Origin of the sequence: Thermohalobaculum xanthum (assembly GCF_016623495.1) — a bacterium.
Taxonomy (GTDB): domain Bacteria; phylum Pseudomonadota; class Alphaproteobacteria; order Rhodobacterales; family Rhodobacteraceae; genus Thermohalobaculum; species Thermohalobaculum xanthum.
This window is the reverse complement of the sequence record NZ_JAEHHL010000009.1, coordinates 183,730-205,770: the sequence shown is the minus strand read 5'-3', so window position 1 is coordinate 205,770 and position 22,041 is coordinate 183,730. Positions and strand designations below refer to the sequence as shown.

General features: G+C 67.1%; 34 protein-coding genes. 10 read left to right on the top strand and 24 right to left on the bottom strand.

All coding sequences use genetic code 11. From position 1 onward, the window contains the following. Positions 1–34: 34 nt before the first annotated feature. From gfa to H0I76_RS15765, 3 genes are all read right to left on the bottom strand, one after another. Positions 35–649 (bottom strand): S-(hydroxymethyl)glutathione synthase, encoded by a 615-nt coding sequence (gene gfa / locus H0I76_RS15775; RefSeq protein ID WP_200611810.1) that lies wholly within the window; start codon positions 647–649, stop codon positions 35–37. 235 nt (positions 650–884) lie between these two features. Then, positions 885–1,622: a cytochrome c biogenesis CcdA family protein gene (locus H0I76_RS15770; RefSeq protein ID WP_200611808.1), complete on the bottom strand. Its 738-nt coding sequence runs from the start codon at positions 1,620–1,622 to the stop codon at positions 885–887. 178 nt (positions 1,623–1,800) lie between these two features. Beyond that, positions 1,801–2,346 (bottom strand): c-type cytochrome, encoded by a 546-nt coding sequence (locus H0I76_RS15765; RefSeq protein ID WP_200611806.1) that lies wholly within the window; start codon positions 2,344–2,346, stop codon positions 1,801–1,803. Between the two features lie 183 nt (positions 2,347–2,529). On the opposite strand from H0I76_RS15765, the gene H0I76_RS15760 reads away from it, so the two are divergent. Next, complete coding sequence (locus H0I76_RS15760) at positions 2,530–2,793, top strand: sulfurtransferase TusA family protein (RefSeq protein ID WP_200611803.1); 264 nt, start codon at positions 2,530–2,532, stop codon at positions 2,791–2,793. A 5-nt stretch (positions 2,794–2,798) separates the two neighbouring features. Here H0I76_RS15760 and H0I76_RS15755 read toward each other — a convergent pair whose 3' ends face one another. Continuing rightward, on the bottom strand, positions 2,799–3,752 hold the full coding sequence (locus tag H0I76_RS15755) for a ChaN family lipoprotein (protein WP_200611800.1): 954 nt from the start codon (positions 3,750–3,752) through the stop codon (positions 2,799–2,801). Between the two features lie 138 nt (positions 3,753–3,890). Here H0I76_RS15755 and H0I76_RS15750 point away from each other — a divergent pair, with 138 nt between their 5' ends. From H0I76_RS15750 to H0I76_RS15740, 3 genes are read left to right on the top strand one after another with little or no spacing between them, the layout of a single operon-like run. After that, on the top strand, positions 3,891–4,043 hold the full coding sequence (locus H0I76_RS15750) for a hypothetical protein (RefSeq protein ID WP_200611798.1): 153 nt from the start codon (positions 3,891–3,893) through the stop codon (positions 4,041–4,043). Then, the gene (locus tag H0I76_RS15745; RefSeq protein WP_200611795.1) at positions 4,040–4,963 is read left to right on the top strand and encodes a 5-bromo-4-chloroindolyl phosphate hydrolysis family protein; all 924 of its coding nucleotides are present in this window, start codon (positions 4,040–4,042) and stop codon (positions 4,961–4,963) included. The genes H0I76_RS15750 and H0I76_RS15745 overlap by 4 nt, the downstream gene beginning before the upstream one ends. Positions 4,964–5,000: 37 nt before the next feature. Next, positions 5,001–6,179 carry a toxic anion resistance protein gene (locus H0I76_RS15740; RefSeq protein WP_200611793.1) on the top strand — a complete coding sequence of 393 codons (1,179 nt, stop codon included), beginning with the start codon at positions 5,001–5,003 and terminating at the stop codon, positions 6,177–6,179. A 124-nt stretch (positions 6,180–6,303) separates the two neighbouring features. Here the strand turns inward: H0I76_RS15740 and H0I76_RS15735 are convergent, their stop codons facing one another. Next, a complete protein-coding gene (locus tag H0I76_RS15735; protein ID WP_200611790.1) occupies positions 6,304–6,564 on the bottom strand; it encodes a helix-turn-helix domain-containing protein in 261 nt (86 codons plus the stop codon). Positions 6,565–6,622: 58 nt separating this feature from the next. Between H0I76_RS15735 and H0I76_RS15730 the strand changes: the two genes are divergently transcribed. Further along, positions 6,623–7,066 (top strand): hypothetical protein, encoded by a 444-nt coding sequence (locus H0I76_RS15730; protein WP_200611786.1) that lies wholly within the window; start codon positions 6,623–6,625, stop codon positions 7,064–7,066. A gap of 486 nt (positions 7,067–7,552) precedes the next feature. Here H0I76_RS15730 and H0I76_RS15725 read toward each other — a convergent pair whose 3' ends face one another. From H0I76_RS15725 to H0I76_RS15645, 17 genes are all read right to left on the bottom strand, one after another. Next, on the bottom strand, positions 7,553–8,095 hold the full coding sequence (locus tag H0I76_RS15725; protein WP_200611784.1) for a PIN domain-containing protein: 543 nt from the start codon (positions 8,093–8,095) through the stop codon (positions 7,553–7,555). Beyond that, positions 8,092–8,550 (bottom strand): excisionase family DNA-binding protein, encoded by a 459-nt coding sequence (locus H0I76_RS15720; protein ID WP_200611782.1) that lies wholly within the window; start codon positions 8,548–8,550, stop codon positions 8,092–8,094. Before H0I76_RS15720 ends, H0I76_RS15725 begins: the two co-directional genes overlap by 4 nt. A 384-nt stretch (positions 8,551–8,934) precedes the next feature. Further along, positions 8,935–9,219 (bottom strand): hypothetical protein, encoded by a 285-nt coding sequence (locus H0I76_RS15715; RefSeq protein WP_200611780.1) that lies wholly within the window; start codon positions 9,217–9,219, stop codon positions 8,935–8,937. 1 nt (position 9,220) lies between these two features. Continuing rightward, positions 9,221–9,553 (bottom strand): P27 family phage terminase small subunit, encoded by a 333-nt coding sequence (locus H0I76_RS15710; protein ID WP_200611778.1) that lies wholly within the window; start codon positions 9,551–9,553, stop codon positions 9,221–9,223. A 118-nt stretch (positions 9,554–9,671) separates the two neighbouring features. Then, complete coding sequence (locus tag H0I76_RS15705; RefSeq protein ID WP_200611776.1) at positions 9,672–10,004, bottom strand: hypothetical protein; 333 nt, start codon at positions 10,002–10,004, stop codon at positions 9,672–9,674. After that, positions 10,001–10,180, bottom strand: coding sequence for a hypothetical protein (locus H0I76_RS15700; RefSeq protein ID WP_200611774.1), 180 nt, complete (start codon positions 10,178–10,180; stop codon positions 10,001–10,003). The genes H0I76_RS15705 and H0I76_RS15700 overlap by 4 nt, the downstream gene beginning before the upstream one ends. Before the next feature lie 101 nt (positions 10,181–10,281). Then, complete coding sequence (locus H0I76_RS15695; protein WP_200611771.1) at positions 10,282–10,533, bottom strand: hypothetical protein; 252 nt, start codon at positions 10,531–10,533, stop codon at positions 10,282–10,284. 11 nt (positions 10,534–10,544) lie between these two features. After that, positions 10,545–11,135 carry a hypothetical protein gene (locus tag H0I76_RS15690; RefSeq protein ID WP_200611769.1) on the bottom strand — a complete coding sequence of 197 codons (591 nt, stop codon included), beginning with the start codon at positions 11,133–11,135 and terminating at the stop codon, positions 10,545–10,547. Positions 11,136–11,205: 70 nt separating this feature from the next. Beyond that, positions 11,206–11,406 carry a hypothetical protein gene (locus H0I76_RS15685; protein WP_200611767.1) on the bottom strand — a complete coding sequence of 67 codons (201 nt, stop codon included), beginning with the start codon at positions 11,404–11,406 and terminating at the stop codon, positions 11,206–11,208. Beyond that, on the bottom strand, positions 11,403–11,711 hold the full coding sequence (locus H0I76_RS15680) for a hypothetical protein (RefSeq protein ID WP_200611765.1): 309 nt from the start codon (positions 11,709–11,711) through the stop codon (positions 11,403–11,405). Before H0I76_RS15680 ends, H0I76_RS15685 begins: the two co-directional genes overlap by 4 nt. Continuing rightward, positions 11,708–12,583 (bottom strand): hypothetical protein, encoded by an 876-nt coding sequence (locus H0I76_RS15675; RefSeq protein ID WP_234455359.1) that lies wholly within the window; start codon positions 12,581–12,583, stop codon positions 11,708–11,710. The genes H0I76_RS15680 and H0I76_RS15675 overlap by 4 nt, the downstream gene beginning before the upstream one ends. 97 nt (positions 12,584–12,680) lie before the next feature. Next, the gene (locus tag H0I76_RS15670; protein WP_200611762.1) at positions 12,681–13,067 is read right to left on the bottom strand and encodes a DUF1376 domain-containing protein; all 387 of its coding nucleotides are present in this window, start codon (positions 13,065–13,067) and stop codon (positions 12,681–12,683) included. Further along, on the bottom strand, positions 13,064–13,315 hold the full coding sequence (locus H0I76_RS15665; protein ID WP_200611760.1) for a hypothetical protein: 252 nt from the start codon (positions 13,313–13,315) through the stop codon (positions 13,064–13,066). Before H0I76_RS15665 ends, H0I76_RS15670 begins: the two co-directional genes overlap by 4 nt. Then, entirely contained in the window at positions 13,312–13,599 is a 288-nt protein-coding gene (locus H0I76_RS15660; RefSeq protein ID WP_200611758.1) for a hypothetical protein, read from the bottom strand. The genes H0I76_RS15665 and H0I76_RS15660 overlap by 4 nt, the downstream gene beginning before the upstream one ends. Positions 13,600–13,768: 169 nt before the next feature. Beyond that, on the bottom strand, positions 13,769–13,939 hold the full coding sequence (locus H0I76_RS15655; protein WP_200611756.1) for an excisionase family DNA-binding protein: 171 nt from the start codon (positions 13,937–13,939) through the stop codon (positions 13,769–13,771). A 113-nt stretch (positions 13,940–14,052) separates the two neighbouring features. Beyond that, entirely contained in the window at positions 14,053–14,394 is a 342-nt protein-coding gene (locus H0I76_RS15650; protein ID WP_200611754.1) for a hypothetical protein, read from the bottom strand. Between the two features lie 206 nt (positions 14,395–14,600). Further along, positions 14,601–15,776 (bottom strand): tyrosine-type recombinase/integrase, encoded by a 1,176-nt coding sequence (locus tag H0I76_RS15645; RefSeq protein WP_200611751.1) that lies wholly within the window; start codon positions 15,774–15,776, stop codon positions 14,601–14,603. A 209-nt stretch (positions 15,777–15,985) separates the two neighbouring features. On the opposite strand from H0I76_RS15645, the gene H0I76_RS15640 reads away from it, so the two are divergent. Beyond that, a complete protein-coding gene (locus H0I76_RS15640; RefSeq protein ID WP_200611734.1) occupies positions 15,986–16,360 on the top strand; it encodes a DUF805 domain-containing protein in 375 nt (124 codons plus the stop codon). A 114-nt stretch (positions 16,361–16,474) separates the two neighbouring features. Here H0I76_RS15640 and H0I76_RS15635 read toward each other — a convergent pair whose 3' ends face one another. Next, complete coding sequence (locus tag H0I76_RS15635) at positions 16,475–17,161, bottom strand: SOS response-associated peptidase (protein ID WP_200611732.1); 687 nt, start codon at positions 17,159–17,161, stop codon at positions 16,475–16,477. 101 nt (positions 17,162–17,262) lie between these two features. On the opposite strand from H0I76_RS15635, the gene H0I76_RS15630 reads away from it, so the two are divergent. Then, entirely contained in the window at positions 17,263–18,114 is an 852-nt protein-coding gene (locus H0I76_RS15630) for a DUF2927 domain-containing protein (protein WP_200611730.1), read from the top strand. Beyond that, on the top strand, positions 18,111–19,046 hold the full coding sequence (locus H0I76_RS15625; RefSeq protein WP_200611728.1) for a DUF2927 domain-containing protein: 936 nt from the start codon (positions 18,111–18,113) through the stop codon (positions 19,044–19,046). The genes H0I76_RS15630 and H0I76_RS15625 overlap by 4 nt, the downstream gene beginning before the upstream one ends. Before the next feature lie 148 nt (positions 19,047–19,194). Here H0I76_RS15625 and H0I76_RS15620 read toward each other — a convergent pair whose 3' ends face one another. Continuing rightward, positions 19,195–19,455 carry a hypothetical protein gene (locus tag H0I76_RS15620; RefSeq protein WP_200611726.1) on the bottom strand — a complete coding sequence of 87 codons (261 nt, stop codon included), beginning with the start codon at positions 19,453–19,455 and terminating at the stop codon, positions 19,195–19,197. Positions 19,456–19,618: 163 nt separating this feature from the next. On the opposite strand from H0I76_RS15620, the gene H0I76_RS15615 reads away from it, so the two are divergent. Both H0I76_RS15615 and H0I76_RS15610 read left to right on the top strand, forming a co-directional pair. Then, positions 19,619–20,746, top strand: coding sequence for an SPFH domain-containing protein (locus H0I76_RS15615; protein ID WP_200611724.1), 1,128 nt, complete (start codon positions 19,619–19,621; stop codon positions 20,744–20,746). A gap of 64 nt (positions 20,747–20,810) precedes the next feature. Then, positions 20,811–21,944 carry a zinc ribbon domain-containing protein gene (locus tag H0I76_RS15610; protein WP_234455358.1) on the top strand — a complete coding sequence of 378 codons (1,134 nt, stop codon included), beginning with the start codon at positions 20,811–20,813 and terminating at the stop codon, positions 21,942–21,944. The last annotated feature ends 97 nt before the right edge of the window (positions 21,945–22,041 follow it).

Sequence of the window (22,041 nt, the reverse complement as noted above, 5' to 3'; positions counted from 1 at the left end):
GGGACGCCTGCTCGACCCCGTTCGGTGCCTTGCGTCAGAGCAGCCCTCGGCTCTTGGCGATGTGGGTCGCGATCGCGTCCATCAACGGTGGCGAGAGGCAGTCATACGGCTCGAGTCCCAGCTCGCGCAGGCGGCCGCGAATGCCTTCCATCGCCTCGGGCTTCGTGCCCTGCTCGATGACCGACGAGACGAAGGCGGCGAACTCGGCGCCGTTCCAGCCCGACTCGTTCGACAGCTCGGTGTGCACGAAATCGAGCCCGTAGAACGGATGCCCGTCGTTCTCGATGCGGCCGAACATGTGCACACCGCAATCCTTGCAGGCATGGCGCTGGATTGCCGCCGAGGGGTCGACGATCGTCAGCTTGTCGGCGTTCTTGGTGACCTTGACGTTATCCTTTGCGCAGACCGCGATCTGGCTGAAGATCGTGCCCTTGGGTTTCCAGCATTTCGAGCAGCCGCAGATGTGGTTATGCGCCACGTTCCCGGTGATCTGAACCTCGACGGGGTTGCTCGAACAATGACAGCGCAGCGTGCCGCCCTTGAAATCAGACGAGCCCTTCCTCACGCCGCCGTCGACTGACGGATGAATCTTGACATGAGCGTAGGAGGGGCCGGCGGGCTCCTCCTTCTTGCCGAATAATCCAAACATTGGCGTCCTCCCTTCGAACCCGCCATGGCGAAGGGCCAATCTCGGCTCTTCCGGCCGGCTGGGTCACCAACCGAACCATGAGCCCGGTGCGGACGCAAGTTCCTTTCACCAAAACCAAAGCACGTGACCGATAATTGCGGATGCGCGGCGGAGACTCGCTGGCAGCTCGGTCGCGACCGCGGGGAAGGCACGCGGGGCAGGCGTCCGGGGTGGGCGCGCGGGGCGGATCCCCGGCTCAGCCGAAGGTCGCGAGGATGGGGAAGGTCTCCAGCAGCCAGTAGGCGATGCGCTCGAACTCGCCGGTCATGATCATCAGGCCGACGACCACCAAGAGCGCGCCCATGGCCTTCTCGATCAGCCCCATGTGGCGGCGCACGCCCTTGGCCCAACGCAGGAAGGGACCGACGAAGAGCGCCGCGACCAGGAACGGCACCCCGAGGCCGGCGGCATAGACCGCCAGGAGCGCGGTGCCCGCGCCCAGCGTGTCCTGCTGCGCGGCAAGAGTGAGGATGGCGGCGAGGATCGGGCCGATGCACGGCGTCCAGCCGAAGGCGAAGGCGATGCCGATCAGGTAGCTCGCGCCAAGGCTCCCGGCCTCGGCCGGCCCGCCGAAGCGCGCCTCGCGGTTGAGGAACGGGATGCGGATCAGCCCGAGGAAATGCGCGCCGAGGACGATGATCAGCGCGCCAGAGACCCGGGCCAGTTCGGTCTTGTAGCTCAGGAGCGCCTGCCCCACGGCCGATGCGCCCATGCCGAGCAGCACGAAGACCGTGCCGAGGCCAAGCACGAAGCACAGCGCCGCGAGAAACACCCGGCGCCTGAGCGCCGCGTCGGTCTCGCCGCTCTCGCCCGAGATCTGGTCGAGGGTCGTGCCGCCGAGATAGGCCAGGTAGGGCGGCGCCAGGGGCAGCACGCAGGGGCTGAGGAAGCTGATCAGTCCCCCGATGAAGGCCGTGAAGAGTCCGATCTCCATGGATCCCGCCGCTTTCCACCCGCAGATGCCCGGAGCCACGCGCGCGCGCGCCCCGCCCGCGATGTAATCTGGCGCAGGCCGCGGCGCAAAGGAAAGCGACGCTATGCCGCCTCACGTTCCCGTCAGGCGCGCGCGCCCCAAGCGCCACCGTCAGGGCACCACCGTCTAGGCGCCACCGTCAGGGCGCAGCATCGAGCGTGGCGAGCCAGGCGACGAGATCCTCGATCTGCGCCGCGGTGAGGCGCGGGCCGTTATAGAGCGGGTCGTCGACACCCTTGCGCTGGCCGGGCAGGTAATAGGCGGGCATCGCGCTCGACGGATCGACCGCGGCCGGGTCGACGATCCAGAGCCGGATCTCGCCGGGCGAGAGCCGCGCGGCCACGCCGTCGAGCGGCGCCGGATCGCGCCCGTCGGGGGTGCGCGGGGCCGAGCCACCGGTGCCGTAGCCGCCCGCCGGCACGCTGCTCGCGGCCCTGGCGACATGGCAGGCGGTGCAGCCGGTCCGGGTCGCGTCGAGGAAGAGGGTGAGCCCGCGCGCGGGGTCGCCGGGCGCACCCGTCAGGCTTTCGGGGATCTCGCGCCCGTTGACCACGACATAGGGCGCGACCGCGTCGCCCAGGTCCTGCGCCGGCGCGCGCCCCGCGGCGCAGAGCGCGGCCCCGGCGGCGAGGGCCGCAACCCACGGCCGGGCGCCGGACTGGCCATGGCGACGTGCTTTCATCATCCTTCGGCGATCCTCGCGATCGTGCCTGGCGGTGCTGGGTTGCGGGCAAGCTAGGTCAGGGGCGCGGTGCGCGCAAGAAGCCCCGCGGCAGGCTTGCCGCGCATGCGGCAGCGGGCTACCCATTTCACCATGTGGCCGGCGCGCGGCCAGCCGCGGCTTCCCGGCGGGATGGCGGAGCGATAGATGAGCGATACCGATGCGGGCGCGGAACCGGCCTTCGACGCCGAGCTGGATGCGCGCGGCCTGCTGTGCCCCTTGCCGGTGCTCAAGGCGCGCAAGCGGCTGGGCCCGCTGGAACCGGGCGCGGTGCTGCGGATCCTGGCCGACGACCCGGCGGCCCGCGTCGACGTTCCCCATTTCTGCCGCGAGCAGGGACATGACCTGCTGCACCAGCGCGACGGCACGGGCGCCGAGATCCTGTTCTGGGTGCGAAAGCGCGTGGGCTGAGCGCCTCAGCGCATCGTGAACCCCGCGCAGGGGTCCGTCCGCGCGGCCGGTTCCGAGAACCAGACGTAGTCGAAGGGGAATGACGGGTCGCCCGGCGCCGGAGGCGCGGCGCCCTCGGCCACCTCGACCTGGCCGACCGAGATCACGTCGAGCCCGGGCGCGCGGGCAGCAAGATAGACCGGCACGCCGCGGTCGGTGCGCGCATGGCCGTTGCCGGTGATCAGCACCGCAGCGCCGCGGCCCTCGCCCTGCCGATAGGCGCGCAAGAGCGCGGCGGCGAAGCGCGCGTCCCGCAGGCGCTGTGATTCGACCATCGCGGCGGCGTATTCGGGCGGCAGCTGGTTGCAATGCGCGGCCACCATCTCGGCCTCGGCCTCGGCCTGCTGCGCCGCGGGCAAGGGGGCCTCGAGCCCGGCCGAGGCAGCGCCCGCGCCATAGGCCGCCGCCGCCCCTTCGGCCGATGCGAGCCGCAGGTCGGCGCGCGCTACCCCGCCGCCCGCGACATAGGCATCGGGCGCGGCCTCGAAGATCTGGGCATAGAGCGGCCAGTCGGGCCAGCCGAGCCGGTCCCAACCGATCGCCGGGCCGATCTCGCCCGGCGCCGCGCCCTGGGCGCGGAAGACCGCGATGCCTTCCTCGGAGGCCTCGGGCACCATCTCGAAGGCAAGGCCGGCGGGATCGATGGCCTCGACCGCCCAGGCCTGCCGCGCGTGATGGGTGGGATTGTCGTGCACCTCGCCCAGGATCACGAGGTCCGCGCCACGAAGGCGCGCGGCGAGGATATCGGGTGCGATCTCGCGCCCCGCGGCCACGTCCCAAATGCGCCCGGTCAGCGCATCCGGCCCGACGGGCCCCGGCGGCGCGCCCAGGGGCGCGCAGGCGGCAAGACCGAGTGCAACCGCCAGGGCCCGCAACGCCCCGGAGATCCCCGGCCCAATCATGTCGAACCCGACCGTCACATCGCGCCTCCGATCTGCCCGCACCGCATGACGCTAGCCTCGACGGCGCGCGTTGCAACCCCTTCGACTGGCGCGGGAGGGCCGCGATTGCTATCTATTGCGGGTCGCAGCAGCGCGCCTGGGCGCAGGAGGACGCGGATGTCGAGAAGCTGGGCGGGCTGGCTGGCCTTCGCGGTTCTTGCGGTGACGATCGGCGTCACCTCGTGCCACGCCTATGTGAACCCGTGGATCGACACGATGAACTCTCTCAACGCCCCGGTGGGATCCTCGCCCGCGGGATCTGGCGGATGAGCGCGCGGCGCTACGGCGGCGCGCACAGCCCGGGAACGCGCGAGGCCGGGCCCGGCGCGCCGCCGGTCGGCCAAGACGCGCCGCGCCCGTGGGGCGGCGACCGCTTCCGCGGCCGGCGCGCGGCGTCGATCGACGTGCGCGGCATGCTTCTCTTCGTGCTGCCGTTGCCGCTCCTGTTCGCCGCCTTCAGCGACATCGCGTTGGGCAATGTTGTGGCCGCCGTGGCCGACCTTGCAGCGCTGGCGCTGCTGCTGGGCGGGGCCTGGATGCTGCGCGAGGGGCAGAAGGCTGAGGCCGCCTTCGAGGCGCGCAGCGTCGCGCGGCGCCCGGCGGTCCCGCGCAAGATCATCGCCGCCGCCGCCGCGGGCCTGGGCGTCGCCCTCGCAAGCTACGCGGGCTGGGGCCAGGGCCTGCCGAGCGCGCTGGGCATGGGCGCGCTGGCGACGGCGTCGCACCTGATGGCCTTCGGCATCGATCCGCTGAAGAACAAGGGCATCGACATCGCCGATTCCGAGGCGGGGCGCGTCGCCGAGGCGCTGGACAAGGCCGAGGCCCGTCTGGCCGAGATCACCCGGCTGGGCCACACCATCCGCGACCGCGAGATCGAGACCCGCCTCGACACCCTGATGAGCGCGGTGCGCGGCCTGCTGCGGCAGGTCGAGGGCGACCCGCGCGACCTGCCGCGCGCGCGGCGCTACCTGTCCGTCTACCTGACCGGCGCGCACGAGGCGACGCGCAAATACGCCGAGACGCACGAGACCCTGGCCGACCCCGCCCTGCGCCGCGACTACCTGGCGCTTCTGGGCGACCTCGAGACCAGCTTCGAGCGGGGCCGGAAGATGCTGCTCGAGAACGAGCGCACCGATCTCGAAGTCGAGATTGAGGTGCTGCGCGAGCGGCTCGAACAGGAACAACGCTGAGCATTCCCCCGAAACCTTTGCACGGAGCCTCATCGACATGACCGAGATCGACCGCACCGCCGTCGCCGCCGAGGCCGAGGCGCTGAGCGCCGTCACCCTGGCCGAGCCGAAGGCCGAGATCATCCCCGCGGCCCGCGCCGAGCCGGCGCTGCGCGCCGAGATCGACAGGCGCATGGGCGAGCTCGACATGTCGGACACCCAGTCGATCATCAAGTTCGGCTCGGGCGCGCAGATCCGCCTGACCGAGATCTCGGACCGGATGCTCGAGGGCGTGCGCAACAAGGACACCGGCCCCGCGGGGTCGAGCCTGCGCCAGATGGTGACCACCCTGCGCGGCTTCGACCCGGCCGAGATCGACCCCAACCGCAAGCAGAGCTGGTGGGACTGGCTGCTGGGCCGCACCCGCCCGGTGGCCGAGTTCGTCGCCCGCTACGAGACCGTCCGCGGGCAGATCGACACGGTGACCGAGAAGCTGCTCGAGCACGAGACGGTGCTGCTCAAGGACATCAAGTTCCTCGACAAGCTCTACGAGAACACGCTCGACTTCTATGACGAGCTCGCGCTTTACATCGCCGCGGGCGAGGCCAAGGTGGACGAGCTCGACACCGAGACGATCCCGGCGATGGACGCGGCCGTGGCCGCCGCGCCCGAGAACGAGGCGGTGATCCGCGCGCAGGAGCTGCGCGACATGCGCGCGGCGCGCGACGAGCTGGAGCGGCGCATCCACGACATGAAGCTCACCCGCCAGGTGACGATGCAGTCGCTGCCCTCGATCCGGCTGGTGCAGGAGAACGACAAGAGCCTGGTGAACAAGATCAACTCGACGCTGGTGAACACCGTGCCGCTGTGGCGCACGCAGCTTGCCCAGGCGGTCACCATCGTGCGCTCGCGCGAGGCGGCCGGGGTGGTCAAGGAGGCGACCGACCTGACCAACGAGCTTCTGACCAAGAACGCCGAGAACCTGCAGGCCGCGAACCGCGAGGTCCGCACCCAGATGGAGCGCGGCGTCTTCGACATCGAGGCCGTCAAGGAAGCCAACCAGCGCCTGATCGACACCATCGAGGAGAGCCTGAAGATCGCCGACGAGGGCAAGGCCAAGCGCGCCGCCGCCGAGGAGGAGCTCAAGCGCATGGAAGCCGAGCTGAAGGCGACGCTCGCGGCCGCGAAATCGCGCGGCGGCACGGAGACGGCGGGGACGGGCGGCACGGCAGGCTGAGGCTCCGACCGAGGCCGGGCCGCGCCGGCGGGCGCGGCTCCCTTGGGTCGGCCCTCCGGGCCGGGTGCTTCGGGTTTACCGTTTCTCAACCTTTTTAAGTCTTTATGTATCTGAAATTGCATAATTATTTAGATTTTGGCTTCTTCGGCTCCACCAATCTAACCCCCAATCCGCCGCCGTTCTCGGGGATGAATGAAACCCCACCTGCTTCCAGCGCCTCGACAATCGCGACCGCCGTTGCGTAGCGCCCGCCCAGATCGCCGCCCGCCGCCTCCAACCGCTTGATGGTCGGAAGGCTCACGCCCGCGCGCTTGGCTAGGTCCGCCTGCGACCAGCCCAAAAGCCCGCGCGCCGCCCGCACCTGCCCAATTGATACTTTTTGCATTGATTTTTAGACATTCCGTATCAAAGATTATCACACGTTCACATTAGGGAGTTCCCGAATGACAAACCATGCCAAAACGCTCGCCGGTCAATCCGATCCAACCATCGCCGCCTTCCGCGCCTGGCTCGAAGCCGCGCGGGCAACGAACGAGTGGGAAGCCCAGCACGCCAAGAGCGGCAAGGACATGCCCGTCACCCTGCATGAAGTCCAGCACGCCGCCATGGTCCGGCTTGCCAGCGTCACCGCGACCACGCCCGAGGGGTTGGTGGGCCAGATCCTCTGCGCCTTCGACGCCTTCGGCTACTGTCGCGCCGGTGGGCGCTTCGACGACCCCGACGCCTATGAGTTCGATAATCAGAGGGACGACGCTGACGGCGCGCTTTTGCGCCAGATCCTCGCGGGCGCGCGCGGGCTATGCCGACACGATAGCGGCGCCTTGGAGGCGCACGGGGAACACGCTGCGCCGCTCGAAGAAGCCCGCAAGATTATTGCCAGCGATTAAAAGCCTCGCGTAAACTTCCCGCAGTTCCTCTCGCGCTGTTTTCTCAGTCCACAGCGCGCCCTGCCCCCGGCCTCGGCTGGGGGCTTTCTTGTGGTGCGGGCTATGTTGACGGGAGGCGTTGGGCGGTGCTGCGGCGAGGCTTATTCCTCTGGGTCGAGCGCCCGGTTAATCCGCTCGATTGCTCGCTCTACCTCTCTCGGATCGCCGCGCCGGGCGCGCTCCAAGATTTCGCGGACATCGCGCAACGCCTGCTCAAGCGGCGGAATCGGCTTGGGCTTTGAAGCTGTCATCGGCAGCAACCGGGCAATGCGAGCGCGTTCTCTGGCAGGCCGCGAAGATCCGGCCTCCCAAATCGCGAGCAATGCCGCGCCGCGCGAGCGTCAATCATCTCCCGCGACATCGCCAAGTGTGAAGGCTGATCGCTTTGGTCGGAGCAAGGGCCTCCCCCAGATTTGCCTCATGGCGTCTCAGTCTCGACGGACATGACTAAAGGCGATCGACCAGCGGTCGGAATAACCTTTCTGTCTCGATAAGCCCTTGGCTCTTCATACGATCGACAAACCCTTCCCCATCATGGACGCTTGTCATTTGCCTGCGCATTTCAGCTAAAGCGTTCACGGCCTGAGGCATCGCAATGTCGCATGTATCGGCGATGAGCTTATCAGGACTCACAACCTCAACCGCGCTCCATCCGAAATCTCGGGCGTTCAAGGTGCAGATCGCATCAGCGTTCTCCGCTAAGGCGGCAGCGACGATGTGACGATCATTCTCGTCGGCTAGCTGAATTTTCCGAACAAGGTGGATGTAGCTCTCATCTGCCGCAGCGCCGGGGAACATCTGCTCCAGTTGCCGCCTAACCCTTTGGCCATCGCCGTTGTCCCGTTCCAACGTCGCAACGACCTCCTGCAAGATCGTCTCAGACCACACGGGACGGAATAAGCCGCCCCTCGCTAGGTTCAACAGTAGATGACGCCGAAAAGATCCCACGAGCACATCGGCATCAAGAACTACTGTATAGTCGTTTATCAAAGCCCATCGTCCCGGAGCATCTCAGCAAGTACCTTGGATCTTACAGCGTCCTGCCCTCTCTTGTAATCGAAGACATCCTCAGCTTTTATTCTCCTATGACGACCGACGTTTCGAAAAGGAATTTCACCGCGCTCAAGAAGCTTGATCAGATACGGTCGACTAACACCAAGCGCCTTTGCCGCCTGCAACGTAGAAAGCTCCGCGCGGATCGGAGTGATCTGAACGGCTTGGCCATGCGCAATAATCGCGAGAAGCTGCCTTAAAACCTCAGCGAGAGATTTATCCAAATGTACCTCCGCAGGAGCATCATGAGATCCTATTTCGCGAAAGAAAAATGTATACGCACCACTAGGCCGCCTACTTTTTTCTAAAATATTTAGAAAGCGCTTTGCATCATCTTGTTCGATCTGAGTCGGAAGGCGGTCTCCAAATCCGCTTGCCTCCAGCGTCGGCATGGTGCTCCCCATCTGTCAGGTTCAATTTAAGTGAAATATGTGCTCTATGTGCAATAAGTGCAACGGCAGATGCCGGAAGCTCGAATGCAGAATCACCAGTGAGTCTTTCGGGAAACAGTGGTGATTCTGTCCACACAGTCTCCATCAGGTCAAAGGGGCGAAGTCCCACTCGATCCAGATCAAGGCCCGCGCCAACATGGGCCTGTGAACGAGTAAGACACTGCGCAGGAGCGTGGCCAATCAACTCGCCAAATTGTCGACTTGGTTACCGGCCTCGCGCGCGGGTGGGTGCAGAAGGTGTCGCAGACGATGACATTTTCATTAGTCGGCCCCTCGCGCGCGGGTTCTCATTGCTCCAGTTTGGAACTTTGAGTTTTGTCGGCCCTAAGGCCTCCCATAAGCCCGCAAGGCATAGTCGGCGGTGAATGCCAGCGACTGCCCGCCCGGAATGCCCTCGATTGCCGCGAGATATTCGGCCCCGTGAGCGTGCCAGACAGCTTTTGCCGCCGCGTCGATCTCGTCGGGCGTGGCGCGCTCAAGGCCCAGATCACGCTCGGCGCCAGCCAAAAGGAAACAGCCGCCGTCAAAGTAGTCTCGCCAGTGAACCAACGCCTCGGGCGTGGCGGATAGCTGCCGATTGCGTGCGGTGCGGCGTCTCACTGTCGGCATGTCACCCCCTCCATGCTGGGACAGCTACAGGCCGCCCGCGCGGCTTTACTGGCTCAAGATCAAGGTTGAGCGCCTTGAGCGCCGCGAGAAGCCCGTTGCGGGAATCCTTTTCGAGCGAGCAAGCCGGGTTCGTCTTCACGCTCCCATAGCGATCCTCGATCACCTCGCCATGCTTGCGGATTGCGTCTTGTGCGGCCCGCATTCGATCCAGACACTCGGCGGCCGTCGTCACCAGCGTCAGGCCCGCAACGTCGCTGATCTCGTATTCCGCAATGAGCGAGCGCCACCAGGACGCAGCTTCCTTCGACAGGTGCTTGGGCGGCTTCAACTGCATTTCAGATCCTTAGTTAAATTAGCGTTCCTTGGGGGAGCCGGATGGCAGCCCTAAGCCCTTAGAAATCGGACCCACCCCTCCCCCGTCATTTGCCCGCAGCGTTGGGGGTATCCGGCGCTCAGGCGGCATCTTCATCTTCGGCGGGGTCAGATGCCTGCCGGTCCCTCTCGCCTTTCCCCGCGAAGTATTCCGCACGGTCGCGCCACACGCGGAAACGTGCGCTCGCGTTGGTCGTTTCTTCCACGGTCAGCTTTGCCCACTTGCCAAGCGGCTGGGCAGCGAAGACGAGGCACTGATTGCGCCAAACCTCGGCGAGCGTGTCGGGCGAATACCCGATGGCCACGAGGTCGCGGGCAAGCTTGCAGATTGGTGCCGCGCGCGATGCGGCGGTGCGCCCTTCTGCCGATGCGCTGGGCGTGCTGCCTGTCGAGCCGAGCATGATACGGATCACCGGCGCATCCTCTCGCGTCGGGCGTCGCGCCGGGCTTTGACTTCGTCGGCGTCCAGGTAGTCGAGATCCACCCCGCGAAGCAGGGCGCGCACGTCCTCGGGCGTGAGGGTGCGGACCTGTCGGCCAGCACCGGTGATTTTTTCTTGGGCTCTCCCGAGCGGCTCGTTTTGGCTCATGTCCCTGCCTCTTTCAAAAAGGCCCCGGCCTGCCGGTGAAGGGGTGACAGGCCGGGGAAGTGAGGCGGGCTCGCTCGCGAACAGACGCGCCCGCCCATCTCTCATGTTCTCACCAGCTTCCGCCGCATCCGGGCACGCCGCGCCGCTGCCCCGTCCGCGCCAATCGGAGCGCGCTTTTCGGCCTTCTTGGCTTTCCAGCGGCGGATTGCCTCGGCGATGTCGTAGGGACACGCATCGCCGGTCACCTTGATGTTGCCGTTCGCGAGCCTGGTAAACGTCACGTCGCCGGCTTTGTGGGGGCGGCGGCGCTTGCGGCTGCCCGTTTCGACGCGCTCGCCATTGGCGGCGCCCATTCTGATTTTCGTCATGCTAGCCCCCAATATTTGCGCAACGCGGACGGAACATCCGCCGGTTTCAGCGCGCCAAGTCGGACAAGTTCCAGCGCGTCCTCGCGCACCACCTGACGCCGCCATGAGACGTTCTCGAATTTCCGCTCGAACGGCACGATCGGGAAGGTGCCCAGCGGAACCGCCCTTGCCTCCAACTCGCCCCGAAGCGCGAAGATCTCCTCCAACGCGACGAGCTCGGCCTCATGGCTTTTCAGGTAGGCGGCGGCATAGGCGCCGAGCCTCGCCAGATATTCGGGCCGAGCCTGATCCGCGATCTGCCTTGCCGCCTTCGATCTCGCTTCCCTCAACGGAAGTTCGAGGTCGCGCAACTTCACGCGGGCGGCCCTCACATTGCGCGAGGCTTCCCGTGCGCGTTCCGTTTCCTCGGTTGTCGGATCAGGACGCCGTGGCGCGAAGACAGAAGAAACCGCGTTAATGTGCGCTTTGTATTTCTGGACGATCTCCGAGTTTCTCGCGATCTCGTCGTGCGCCTGTTGCTGTTGCTCGCGTAAAGCCGCGAACGCCGCATCGTCCTCTGGGAACGCGATATTTAGATTTCCTGCCATGAATGGGCTCCTTGCCTTTGTTCCCGAATATTTTACGAGAACACTGCGCCCTCTGACAGTCACGCCGTGACTAAATCAACATGGCCTCGATAATATTTCCCAACCTATCCGCCAAAAGGTGCTTATCCTCGGCTTCTTTCTTTGAAATCTGCCCGCCCTCTATTAGTGCAGAGATAAACTCGTCGGACACATAGACGACGAGCGCCGACTTGCCCGCGCGTTGTCTGGCTCTTTGCCAGCGTTGCCGCTTCGCATCGCTCGCCCTGCTCATCGCCGGGCCTTTGCTTGCTCAAGGTGAGGGCGGAGCCGGTCCATAACGGCCTCGTGGTCGAGCTCGCATAGCGCGCAGACGTGCCGGAAGCTGGACGTGCCGAACCATCCCAGCGACACATGTTGCGCCGGCTTCATTGCGGCGGATGGGGCGAGCGCGTCTTCGATGGCCGCGAGCAAAACGGACGCCCAGAGCGCCTTTGCACGCTGGCTCGGATACTCGTCCCAATCCGCCGCACGCGCGGCTGCCTCAAGCGCGCGGGCTTCCATCTCGGCGGGCGTGAGGGGCTTTGCGGGGGCGTTCATGCGTCACCGTAGAGAAACTGTTCCAGCGTCTCGCGCTCGGCACGCTCAACTGCCTTGAGGTGCGCCAGTTCGTCGGCGGGCAAGTGCTGCTCTATCGCCTCGCGAACGATCTGGCGGATGCGGTCGGGCGGGATCGCGTCAAGTTCTGCCGCGAAGGGGTATGGCCAACGCTGGTCGGCCTTCGTCGTGCGCTTTGCCGGGCGCGTCGGAAGACCCATGTCAACAACTTGCTGGACAGTGAGCGCGAGCGGGCGAAACCGAACCGGGACGCCATACTCCGCGCCGAACCGCTCCACCTTCTCGCGCAGCGACGCCTCGGCGTCCTGGCCGCTTCGGTCGAAGTCATACAAACTGTAAACGACAAGGGTCTTGCCGGTGCCTCGCATATCCTCGACAGCGTTGTGCGCGAAGGTTTCGGACGTGTAGCCGTGCGTCGGCATCAAGGGGACATCAAACTCGTCGGTGACCGGTAAGATCACGCCCGCGAGCGCACCTTTTTCGATCCAGATTTCCACCCGCTCGCTTGAGTCAGCCCACAGCGACTTGCGATAGAGCCGCGCCGTGTCGCGCAGGGCATCCATCCATCCATCATGCGTCCGTGGCTTGCGCATCAACCGGGTCTCGTCGGCAATCATGCTGTAGGGCATCAACCCGTCGCGGCGCAGCGCGAGCACATGTGCCTGCACCTTGGCATATCCCGCTTCGGTCTTTTCGATTCCGGGAATGCCGTAGACGGTTGCGGCGTAGAACAACTGCCGAACCGTGACGGGCCTATGCTTGGCCGCGTAGCCCACAAGGAACGCCGCGCGGTGGTCCATCTCGTCGCTCGTCGCGCGATGCCGTTTTATCGGGCGAGCCTGATAAATGCTCATGCGTCGCCCTCGCGCTTTTCGCGACGCGAAGCTTCTTCCTTATCCTCTAAGCAAACTGTGCTGTGCTGTGCTGTGCTGTTATAGCAATGCGAACGCATCACGGTTTTTCCTTTGGTTTCAAAGGGTGGATCTTGTCGGGGTAGTGACGCGCCATCGCGGACGTTCTCGCGGCGTGCGACCGTTGGGCCGCTTCCTGACGACAACCGCGAAGCCAATCACTGACCCAATCGGCGTTTGGCGGATCGCCTTCCAAGGTCCAAAGCGTGTCCAGGACAGGCCGCACATCACGTGCGAATTCATCTGCCGTGATGCCAAGCCTGCGGCGCATCCAGTCGTCGTCAGCGGGGATTGAACACGATGGCCGCGACCACGCGATCTCTAGCAAAGCGTGGTGCGCGCCCTTCTGTGCCAGCGTCATGCGGCCCGTAGCCTGCGCCGTGTCGCGCGGGTCATAACGGAACCAGAACACATCGCCCGCGCTCATGGCCCTGCCTCGTCATCAAGCAGGGGCTCGATATCCTCGACCAGCGGCCCGGCGGTCCCGGCGCGAAGGTCCGCGACGATCTCGCGGGCGATCTTGATCTGCTTCGAGGACGGCGAGCGCCCCCGCTTGCATAGCGACACGAACGAGACGGCGAACTTGAGCGGCCAGCCGGTGAGCCGATGCCTGCTCAACGCGTCGCGAAGCCGCCAATCCAATTCGTCGATTGGCATCCTGCGGTGCGGCATCATCTGTTGCCCTCCCGCTCGGCTTTCCAGCGGGCGAGCCATGCCTTGCGGCGGGCCTCGATTGCGTCGCCCCAGCTCGGGACGTCGAGCGCGGCGTCGGCCAACATCTCACGGTCGCAATAGTCGAGCGAAAGCGTTGCGCCACCGGCCACCGTGAGCCGCGCCGGGCGGCTCCACTTCGCACGCAGGACTTCGGCCAGCCCCTCGGCAATCTGTCCGGGCGAGCTGTGGCCCGGCTCGCCAGCGGCAGCGATCAGCGTTTCGATAGTCGCTTTGCAATCCTTCATCGCAGCCACCCCCACGCAAAAAGGCTGGCTGAGATGTGCGCGGGATCAATCCGCACCAAGAACGCGACAACTTGCGAAACGTGGCGATTTTGACTAGGGTTTGTGCGGTTTACAGCCGAGTACCCCACATCTGGGCCGCCCCCGCCAAGGGTGGCCCATTTCTTCGCAGTCACGCAGCCTCGCCGCCCCGGATGCGGTCGAGTTCGGTGTAAGGGATGCGGACGATACTCGGCCCAAGCCGGTATGACTTGATCTCGCCCGCCCAGATGCGGCGACGGATCGTCATATGGCTCACGCCAAGACGCTCGGCAAATTCATGGATCGTTAGGTCTGCCTGCATTTTCTGCCTCCTACCGGGCGCACCGTGCGCCGTTGTGTAGGGCCGAAAATGACGGTCGCCCCGTGTGCTTTCACGGGAGAGAAAATAGCGTAATAACTTACCCCGAAATCGCCTTAGAGATCTTTTGTGTAATAACGTCCGGGGGTTAGCCGGTCCCGCTTGATGACACGTTTGTATGATGCGCTGATGGTGTCGGCGGTGCCCCAATGCGGGGTGCCCTCCAAGTATTTCGACGCCGCCTCAAACACCTCGTCCCATTTGTAGACTTTGCGGTCCTCACCTCGCCCCAAGCGCAACATAACGACAACATCCCATCGTATTAAATCCGCCTCATCGGCGGGCGGCTGGCCGCGCTTGCGTTTCTGCGGCGGGTCGGCAAGGGACCGGACGGCAGCTTTCAGCCAATCGGGATGCGGCACCTTGTGCCTGTCACAGAACCTGACCGCGTCAGTCACCGCGACAGCGTGTCCGGCCTTCCAGCCCCTCCGATAGCGTCTCATGCGGTCACGGATGAAGCGGAAATTAGCTGCTTCCACGGAAAGGGTCGCGGCCGCTAGGGGCCATCCGTCCTCATCTACGGCCGTAGAGTTATCGGGCTCTAGGGGCCATCCGTCCTCATTTACCGCCGTAGAATTATCGGGCTTTCGGTTCTTTTTCCGGCTCATGCGATTGCCACCACGTCAGCCGACGCGGGGCGGACAAACCGGCCCCAACGGGCTAGCGCCTCGCGCCGTTCTTCAAGCACGTCGGTGCGCCTATAAGCCCGCTCGACGGCATTGCCGACCACGTGGGCAAGGCACATCTCGGCAATCTCGCGCCGCACCCTGCCTCTTTCCTCGGCCCAATCCCTGAAGCTGCTTCTGAAGCCATGCGGAACGCCGGGAATGTCCAGCGTCTTGAGTAGCGCGGACAGCGTGGCGTCGCCCATCGGCTTGCCTGCAATCCGGCTCGGGAAGCAAAGCCCATCGGACAGGGGGCGGACCCGTTGCAGGATTGCGAGCGCCTCGGCGCTTAGCGGGACGCGATGCTCGCGGCGCGTCTTCATGCGCTCGGGGGGAATCGTCCAGACGCCCGCATCCATATCCACCTCGGCCCACGTCATGCCGCGCACTTCGCCCGACCGGGCTGCGGTGAGGATGAGGAATTGAACGGCCAGCGGCGCTACGCCTTCCGCCTCGCCCAGCTTCGCGAATACCTGCGGGACATCGGCCCACGGGACGGCCCGGTGATGCGTCGCCCGGTGCGCGACCTTTGCAAGCCCCCGTTCGATGCCATCCGCCGGGTTGACGCCCTCGAAGTGACCCGCTGCGCGCGCCCAATCCATGATGGTCGCGAGACGCTGCTTGATGTGCTTTGCGGTCGCGTGGCGCTCAGTCCAGATCGGGGCGAGAACGCGAAGGAAATCGCCTTGCCGGATGGCGTTGACGGGGATGCGCCCGATGACGGGGAAGGCATCGCGCTCCAGCGACGTGATCCACGTCTGGGAATAGCGCGCCGACTTCTGCCCCTCGACTTGTTCAGCCCAGACGAGCCGCGCCGCTTCCTCGAATGTCATCGCCGACCGGCGGGCCTCGTCGCGCGTCTTCATCGGGTCGCCGCCGTCAAGGGCGATGCGCCGCCAGTCCTCTGCCGTCATGCGCGCCGACTTGAGCGAAACCACGTCCGCCGGGCCAATCGAGATTTCGCGACGCCGCCCCTGCACGGTCCCGCGCCACACCCATGAGCGCGCTTTCTCGCTCGCGACGTGCAGGTAAAGACCCCGCCCATCGGCGTGCTTTCCGACCGGCAGCGTGTCCACCTGGCGGGCGTGAATTTGGTCGTAAACCTTTCTCGGCATATCGGGCGTCTCCACCAAAGACTACGCCTAAAAATATGCGCATGAGGGAATATCGCTGTAAACCCTCGAATAGCGGATTTCGCTTAAGTGACTGCTTTTTAGTGAAAAATGTGAAAGGCTGTAATAGCGGGTAAAATGAAGGCAGCCTTCCGTTTCTCAACCATTGCTGCGGCAGGGTCGCTCCCGGGAATGGATACTGGGAGCGGACGATGCGGTTCTGGGACGCGGTGGCCTCGTGCCTGTCGCACTACGCGGTCTTCGCAGGGCGCGCCGGCCGGCACGAGTTCTGGTGGTTCGCGGGCTTCAGCGTCCTCGCGCTGCTGGGTCTGGCCGTCGCCGCGGCCGAGATGCCGGCCATCGTGCCGGCGGCGCAGGCGCTCGCGCTCGGGCTTATCGTGCCGCTCGCCGCGGTGACGGTGCGGCGGCTGCATGACACCGGCCGCTCGGGCGTGCTGGCATTCCTCGTTCTCGTCCCCGCCATCGGCGCCGTGGCGCTGGCCATCCTGCTGAGCCGCAGGGGCGAGGCGGGCGAGAACCGGTTTGGCGACGATCCCCGATACACGATCTTCGCGATCGCGGGTTGATCGCCAGCCGGGTCGCGCTCTCTGGCCCCCCGGCGGCGCGACCCGGCTGAAATTCGAGGGACGGGCAGAGGCCGGCGGGAGTGATGAGGCGCTCCGGCCGGCCGGTCCGCGGGCTCACAGGCCGAGGCCCGCGGGCTCGATCAGCTGCGGGCCCTCGATGCCGACGCGATTGACCTCGCGCGAGACCCCGGAGATGCGCACCCGGTCGTCCGGCGCGGGATGCATCAGCGCCGCCGCGTCGGCATCGCCGCGAAGCCAGGCTTCCCATTCGTCCTCCATCAGCACGACCGGGCTGCGCGGATGCAGCTCGCGCGTCGCGCCGCCCGCCGCCGTGGTCAGCACCGTGGCGGTGAGCAGCGGTGTGCCGTCGATCGTGGGCTCGGCCCAGAGGCCGGCCATACAGAACCCCGGCGCGTTGGTGCTGAGGCTGATGAACCAGGGCGTCTTGTCGCCCCGCGGCCCGGTCCATTCATAGTAGCCGATCGCCGGGACGAGGCAGCGCCCGTGCCGCCAGGCATCGCGGAACATCGGCTTGCCGGCCGCTTCCTCGGCCCGCGCGTTGAAGGTCGAAGCGCGCATCTCGGACAAGGGCTTGCGCCACCAGCGCGGGATCAGCCCCCAGCGGGCCGGCGCGACGCGGCACCGCCCGCCGGCATCGGCGCGCACGATCGGGATCATGTCGGTGGGTGCGATGTTCCAGCGCGGCCCGGGCCAGGTTCCCGGCGCGCCGGCGTCAAGCCCGAGCCAGCCCGCCGTCTCGGGCTGTTCCGCAATCAAACCGGTCGCAAATCTTCCGCACATCGCGCATACTCGGGGGCCTAGTGACGGAACTCTGACTGATGCCTCATCCCCGCATACCCGATCCGGCTGCAACGCGCCACCACCGGGCGCCGGCGGCCGCAATGCTGGCCGGATGGCGCCTGCGCGCGCTGCTCGGCGGGGCGCTTGGCCTCGCGCTTTCGGCCTGCGCCGGCCAGCCCACCGTCTCCGACTACCGCGAATACGAGAACGCGCTGACCGCGATCGGCGACCTGCGCACGGATACCGCGCCGGAGGATGCGCCCTTCACCAATGCCGATCTCGTGCGCAACTTCAGCCGCATCGCCCTGCGCCACGAGGTCGATATCGAGTCGGCGGGAAGCGAGGAGAACTCGGCCCCGAACCCGGTGCAACGCTGGGAGGGACCGATCCGCTGGGGGCTTTACGGCCGGGGCGCCACGCCGCAGGACCACGCCGAGATCGAGCGCTTCCTCAACCATGTGTCCGATCTCACCGGGCTCGTGACCCACGAGGTCGAGCGCGACGTCAACCTGATGATCCTGATCACCGAGCCGGCCGAGCGGCCCGCCTTCTCGGCGGCACTGCGCCAGCTCTACCCGGCGCTGGCCGACGGGTTCGACACCTGGCGCGCGTCGGGGCGGGTGGTCTGCATGGCCTCGAACCTGTTCTCGGTGATGGACGAGGACGTGATCGTGTTCGGCATGGTGGTGATCGGGTCCGAGGTCACCGGGCTCCTGCGCCGCTCGTGCCTGCACGAGGAGATTGCGCAGGCCCTGGGACTGGGCAACGACCATCCCGAGGTGCGCCCCTCGATCTTCAACGACGACGAGGAGTTCGCCCTGCTCACCGAGCATGACGAGTGGCTGCTGCGCATCCTCTACGACGAGCGCCTGACACCGGGCATGAGCGAGGAGGAGGCGATGCCCGTCGTTCGCACCATCGTCGAGGAGATGCGGCCCGGAGAGCCGGGGTGACGGCCTGCCCAACGCGGTCGACGGGGCGCAGCCTGCACCGCCAGGCGCGCGCCGCCACCGCGTTGGCGCTGACGGGAGTTCTGGCGGGGGCGCTGGCCGCCTGCGCGCCCTACCAGGACGGATCGGCCTGGGCCGGCTATGCGTTGCAGCGCGAGGAATCGGGCGGGCTGCGGCTGGACCGTTCGCCCCCCGACGCGCCCTTCGACTCGCGCGACGTCACGCGGAACTTCCTCACCGTCGCCCTTGGCGCCGAGCCGAACCCGGTCGGAACCCAGCACGGCGAGCGCAGCCTGCCCTCGGGCGTCCTGCGCCGCTGGGAGGCGCCGATCCGCTGGCTGGTCGCCGATGACAGCACGACGTCGGTGCGCGACGGGCCCCGGGTCGAGCGCACCTTCGAGCGGCTCGCGCGGCTCACCGGCCACGATATCGCGCCTGCCGGCGACGGTCCCGCCAACCTCTATGTCCTGTTCCTGCGGCCCGAGGATTACCCGGCGCTGACGGCGGCGCCGTCGAAATGGCCGTCGGGCCAGTGGCTGATGGGCTTCGTCGACCGTTTTGGCCGCGCCCCGGGCACGCCCTGCGTCGCCACCTTCACCGCGACCGGCGACGGCGCGGCCGAGGGCCCGGACCGCATCGCCTTTGCCGTCGTGCTGATCCGCGCCGGGCTGCCGTCGCGCCTGGCCGAAGCCTGCGTCGAGGAAGAGCTGAGCCAGACCATGGGCCTTCCGAACGACGACCCGCACATCCGCCCGTCGATCTTCAACGACGACCAGGAATTCGCCCTGCTCACCCGACACGACGAGATCCTGTTGCGGATGCTCTATGACCCGCGCCTCGAGCCCGGCATGACCACGGCGCAGATCGCGCCGATCGCGGGCCGGCTGGCGACCGATGTGATGCAGCAAACCTCGGTCGCCGGAACCGTCGAGTGACGCGGGACGAAGCGGCGATCCCTCGGCAACGGCGGCCGGACAGCGCAGCCCGTTGACGCCATGGATCCCTTCTGCGGGCGATTGCCACGAACCGGCAGGACCGGCGCGCCGGGGCGCCGGCCCAATGTGTGGGTCCGACCGCCCGTGATCACTTGTCGGTGCCGGCCGACGCGGCGGGCTTCGACGCGTCCGGGGCAATCGTGCGGAGCTTGGCCGAGTCACGCGCACCGAACAGGCGCTGGCGGGCGCTGCCGAAGGTGTACTCGTCGCCGCCATTGCGCGCATCGGCCCACATCTTCTTCAGCTTCGGGCCTTGGCTCTCTATCGGAGAGGCACCCGAGATGCCGGGGGCCACGGCCAGCAGGGCGCCCAGCATCAGCGCCGGAACGGTCACATGGATGCGAGTCATTTCTTGCTCTCCTCAGGCTCAACCGGCAGTCTCGCCGGTGCGCGCCACAGATGGGGCCGCCCTCGGGGCCGAAACATACCCGCGCGCCGCAACAGAGTTTTGCCTGATCGGCACGAACCGGGAATCCGGCCCCGCACGAGGCCGAAGGAAGAAAGGACGTCAGATGATCTGGGACATGCTGAAGGGCGAGTTCATCGATGTCATCGACTGGACCGACGACACGCGCGACACCATGGTCTGGCGCTTCCAGCGCCATGGCAACGCGATCAAGTACGGCGCCAAGCTGACGGTGCGCGAGGGCCAGGCCGCCGTCTTCGTGCATGAAGGGCAGCTGGCGGACGTGTTCCGGCCGGGTCTCTACATGCTCGAGACCAACAACATGCCGGTGATGACGACGCTGCAGCACTGGGACCATCTGTTCCAGTCGCCCTTCAAGGCCGAGGTCTATTTCGTCTCGACCCGGCGCTTCCAGAACCTCAAATGGGGCACGCGCAACCCGATCATGCTGCGCGACCCGGAATTCGGGCCGGTGCGCCTGCGCGCCTTCGGCACCTACGCGATCCGGGTGTCGGACCCCGGCGTCTTCCTGCGCGAGGTGGTCGGCACCGATGGCGAGGTCACGACCGACGAGGTCCAGTTCCAGATCCGCAACGTCATCGTGGCGCGCTTCTCGAACGCGCTCGCCTCCTCGGGCATCCCGGTGCTGGACCTGGCCGCGAGCACCGACCAGATGGCCGAGTATCTTCGCGCGCGGATCGCGCCCGAGCTGGCGGGCTTCGGCATCGAGATGCCCGAGCTGTTCGTCGAGAACGTCTCGCTGCCCGAGGCGGTCGAGCAGGCGCTGGACCGGCGCACGGCGATGGGCGTGGTCGGCGACCTGACGAAATACGCGCAGTTCCAGGCCGCCGAGGCGATGCGCGCGGCGGCCGAGAACCCCGCGCAGGGCGGCGCAATGGGCGCGGCCATCGGTGCCGGCATGGGCGTGGCGATGGGCAGCCAGATGACCGCCGGCCCCTGGGGCGCGATCCCGCAGCAGCCGCCGGTCGCGGCCGCGCCACCACCCCCGCCGCCTGCGCCCGAGACGGTCTGGCACATTGCTGAGAACGGCCAGACCACCGGTCCCTTCAGCCGTGCCGACCTGGGCCGCATGGTCGCCGAGGGGCGCTTCCAGCGCCAGACACTGGTGTGGTCGGCGGGGATGGAGGGCTGGACCGCGGCCGGCGACGTGGCCGCGCTGGCCCAGCTCTTCACCATCGCGCCGCCCCCGCCCCCACCGCCGCCGGCGGGCTGAGCGCCGACGGCGTCCGGCAGCGCGGCGCCTGCAGGGAACCCGGGAGCGAGCGGGGAACATCACGATGACCGAGCCAGCAGCGATGCCCGGCAATGACGGGGCACTTCCCTGCTCGAACTGCGGCGCGCGGCTGGAATATGCGCCCGGGGCGGGCGCGCTGGTCTGCCCCTATTGCGGCACGCAGAACGAGATCCCGGAATCGACGGACGGGCCGTGGGACAAGGGCCTGCTGCGCGAGATCGACCTCGCACCGGCCCTGGCCCGCCAGGGCGAGACCACCGAGTTCGTGGAGACCGAGACCGTCCGCTGCCCCGGCTGCGGCGCCGAGGTGGGGCTCGATGCCGGCACCATCGCCGATCAGTGTCCGTTCTGCGCAACGCCCTTGTCGCGCCAGGACCTGCACCGCCACCGTCATCCCCGGCCACAGGGCGTGCTGCCCTTCGCGGTCACCGAGACCGAGGCGCGGGCGCGGATGAAGAGCTGGCTCGCCGGCCACTGGTTCGCGCCCTCGGGGCTCAAGCGCTATGCCGAGGCAGGCCGGCCGCTGTCGGGCGTCTACCTGCCGCATTACACCTTCGACGCCGAGGCCGAGGCCGAGTATGCGGGCTTTCGGGGCGACGCCTACTACGTCACCCAGATGGTCACGGTGCGCGGCGCGAAGGGCACGTCGACGCAGCCGAGAAAGGTGCGCAAGATCCGCTGGACGCCGGTGCAAGGGCACATCGCGCGCGTCTTCGACGACGTGCTGGTGCCCGCGTCTGACACGCTGGGCGCGCTGAGCCCGGGGCCCGAGGTCTTCCCCGGATGGGACCTCGAGGGCCTGCGCGATTACACGCCCGAGTTCATCGCCGGGTTCCGCGCCGAGGCGCCGAGCATGGGACTCGAGCAGGGCTTCGCCGCCGCGGGCAAGGCGATGGAGGCGGCGCTCGCGCAGGATGCTCTGGCCCGCATCGGCGGTGACGCGCAGCGCCTGACGCGGCTGTCGGCCGAGTTCGACCGCGCGACCTTCAAGCACGTGCTGCTGCCGGTCTGGTTGGCAGCCTATCGCTACCGCAACACCCCCTATCGCGTCGTGGTCAACGGGCGCACCGGCGCCGTGAGCGGCGAGCGGCCCTATTCCTGGATCAAGATCGCGCTGGCGGTGCTGGCGGCACTGATCGTGGCGGCGGTCATCGGCGCCTTCGCCGCGCAGGGCTGAGCGCGGCTCCTGCACGGCGCCGGCAGATGGGGCGGGACGGCGCGACCACAGCCCGGCCCGCGCGCCGCTTGGGCGTGGCGCGGCCCCGGCGCGCCCG

Coding starts and splice junctions, on each gene's coding strand:
- gfa (WP_200611810.1), bottom strand. CDS start 649: ATGTTTGGATTATTCGGCAAGAAGGAGGAGCCCGCCGGCCCCTCCTAC.
- H0I76_RS15770 (WP_200611808.1), bottom strand. CDS start 1,622: ATGGAGATCGGACTCTTCACGGCCTTCATCGGGGGACTGATCAGCTTC.
- H0I76_RS15765 (WP_200611806.1), bottom strand. CDS start 2,346: ATGATGAAAGCACGTCGCCATGGCCAGTCCGGCGCCCGGCCGTGGGTT.
- H0I76_RS15760 (WP_200611803.1), top strand. CDS start 2,530: ATGAGCGATACCGATGCGGGCGCGGAACCGGCCTTCGACGCCGAGCTG.
- H0I76_RS15750 (WP_200611798.1), top strand. CDS start 3,891: ATGTCGAGAAGCTGGGCGGGCTGGCTGGCCTTCGCGGTTCTTGCGGTG.
- H0I76_RS15745 (WP_200611795.1), top strand. CDS start 4,040: ATGAGCGCGCGGCGCTACGGCGGCGCGCACAGCCCGGGAACGCGCGAG.
- H0I76_RS15740 (WP_200611793.1), top strand. CDS start 5,001: ATGACCGAGATCGACCGCACCGCCGTCGCCGCCGAGGCCGAGGCGCTG.
- H0I76_RS15735 (WP_200611790.1), bottom strand. CDS start 6,564: ATGCAAAAAGTATCAATTGGGCAGGTGCGGGCGGCGCGCGGGCTTTTG.
- H0I76_RS15730 (WP_200611786.1), top strand. CDS start 6,623: ATGACAAACCATGCCAAAACGCTCGCCGGTCAATCCGATCCAACCATC.
- H0I76_RS15720 (WP_200611782.1), bottom strand. CDS start 8,550: ATGCCGACGCTGGAGGCAAGCGGATTTGGAGACCGCCTTCCGACTCAG.
- H0I76_RS15715 (WP_200611780.1), bottom strand. CDS start 9,219: ATGCCGACAGTGAGACGCCGCACCGCACGCAATCGGCAGCTATCCGCC.
- H0I76_RS15710 (WP_200611778.1), bottom strand. CDS start 9,553: ATGCAGTTGAAGCCGCCCAAGCACCTGTCGAAGGAAGCTGCGTCCTGG.
- H0I76_RS15700 (WP_200611774.1), bottom strand. CDS start 10,180: ATGAGCCAAAACGAGCCGCTCGGGAGAGCCCAAGAAAAAATCACCGGT.
- H0I76_RS15695 (WP_200611771.1), bottom strand. CDS start 10,533: ATGGGCGCCGCCAATGGCGAGCGCGTCGAAACGGGCAGCCGCAAGCGC.
- H0I76_RS15690 (WP_200611769.1), bottom strand. CDS start 11,135: ATGGCAGGAAATCTAAATATCGCGTTCCCAGAGGACGATGCGGCGTTC.
- H0I76_RS15685 (WP_200611767.1), bottom strand. CDS start 11,406: ATGAGCAGGGCGAGCGATGCGAAGCGGCAACGCTGGCAAAGAGCCAGA.
- H0I76_RS15680 (WP_200611765.1), bottom strand. CDS start 11,711: ATGAACGCCCCCGCAAAGCCCCTCACGCCCGCCGAGATGGAAGCCCGC.
- H0I76_RS15675 (WP_234455359.1), bottom strand. CDS start 12,583: ATGAGCATTTATCAGGCTCGCCCGATAAAACGGCATCGCGCGACGAGC.
- H0I76_RS15670 (WP_200611762.1), bottom strand. CDS start 13,067: ATGAGCGCGGGCGATGTGTTCTGGTTCCGTTATGACCCGCGCGACACG.
- H0I76_RS15665 (WP_200611760.1), bottom strand. CDS start 13,315: ATGATGCCGCACCGCAGGATGCCAATCGACGAATTGGATTGGCGGCTT.
- H0I76_RS15660 (WP_200611758.1), bottom strand. CDS start 13,599: ATGAAGGATTGCAAAGCGACTATCGAAACGCTGATCGCTGCCGCTGGC.
- H0I76_RS15655 (WP_200611756.1), bottom strand. CDS start 13,939: ATGCAGGCAGACCTAACGATCCATGAATTTGCCGAGCGTCTTGGCGTG.
- H0I76_RS15645 (WP_200611751.1), bottom strand. CDS start 15,776: ATGCCGAGAAAGGTTTACGACCAAATTCACGCCCGCCAGGTGGACACG.
- H0I76_RS15640 (WP_200611734.1), top strand. CDS start 15,986: ATGCGGTTCTGGGACGCGGTGGCCTCGTGCCTGTCGCACTACGCGGTC.
- H0I76_RS15635 (WP_200611732.1), bottom strand. CDS start 17,161: ATGTGCGGAAGATTTGCGACCGGTTTGATTGCGGAACAGCCCGAGACG.
- H0I76_RS15630 (WP_200611730.1), top strand. CDS start 17,263: ATGCTGGCCGGATGGCGCCTGCGCGCGCTGCTCGGCGGGGCGCTTGGC.
- H0I76_RS15620 (WP_200611726.1), bottom strand. CDS start 19,455: ATGACTCGCATCCATGTGACCGTTCCGGCGCTGATGCTGGGCGCCCTG.
- H0I76_RS15615 (WP_200611724.1), top strand. CDS start 19,619: ATGATCTGGGACATGCTGAAGGGCGAGTTCATCGATGTCATCGACTGG.
- H0I76_RS15610 (WP_234455358.1), top strand. CDS start 20,811: ATGACCGAGCCAGCAGCGATGCCCGGCAATGACGGGGCACTTCCCTGC.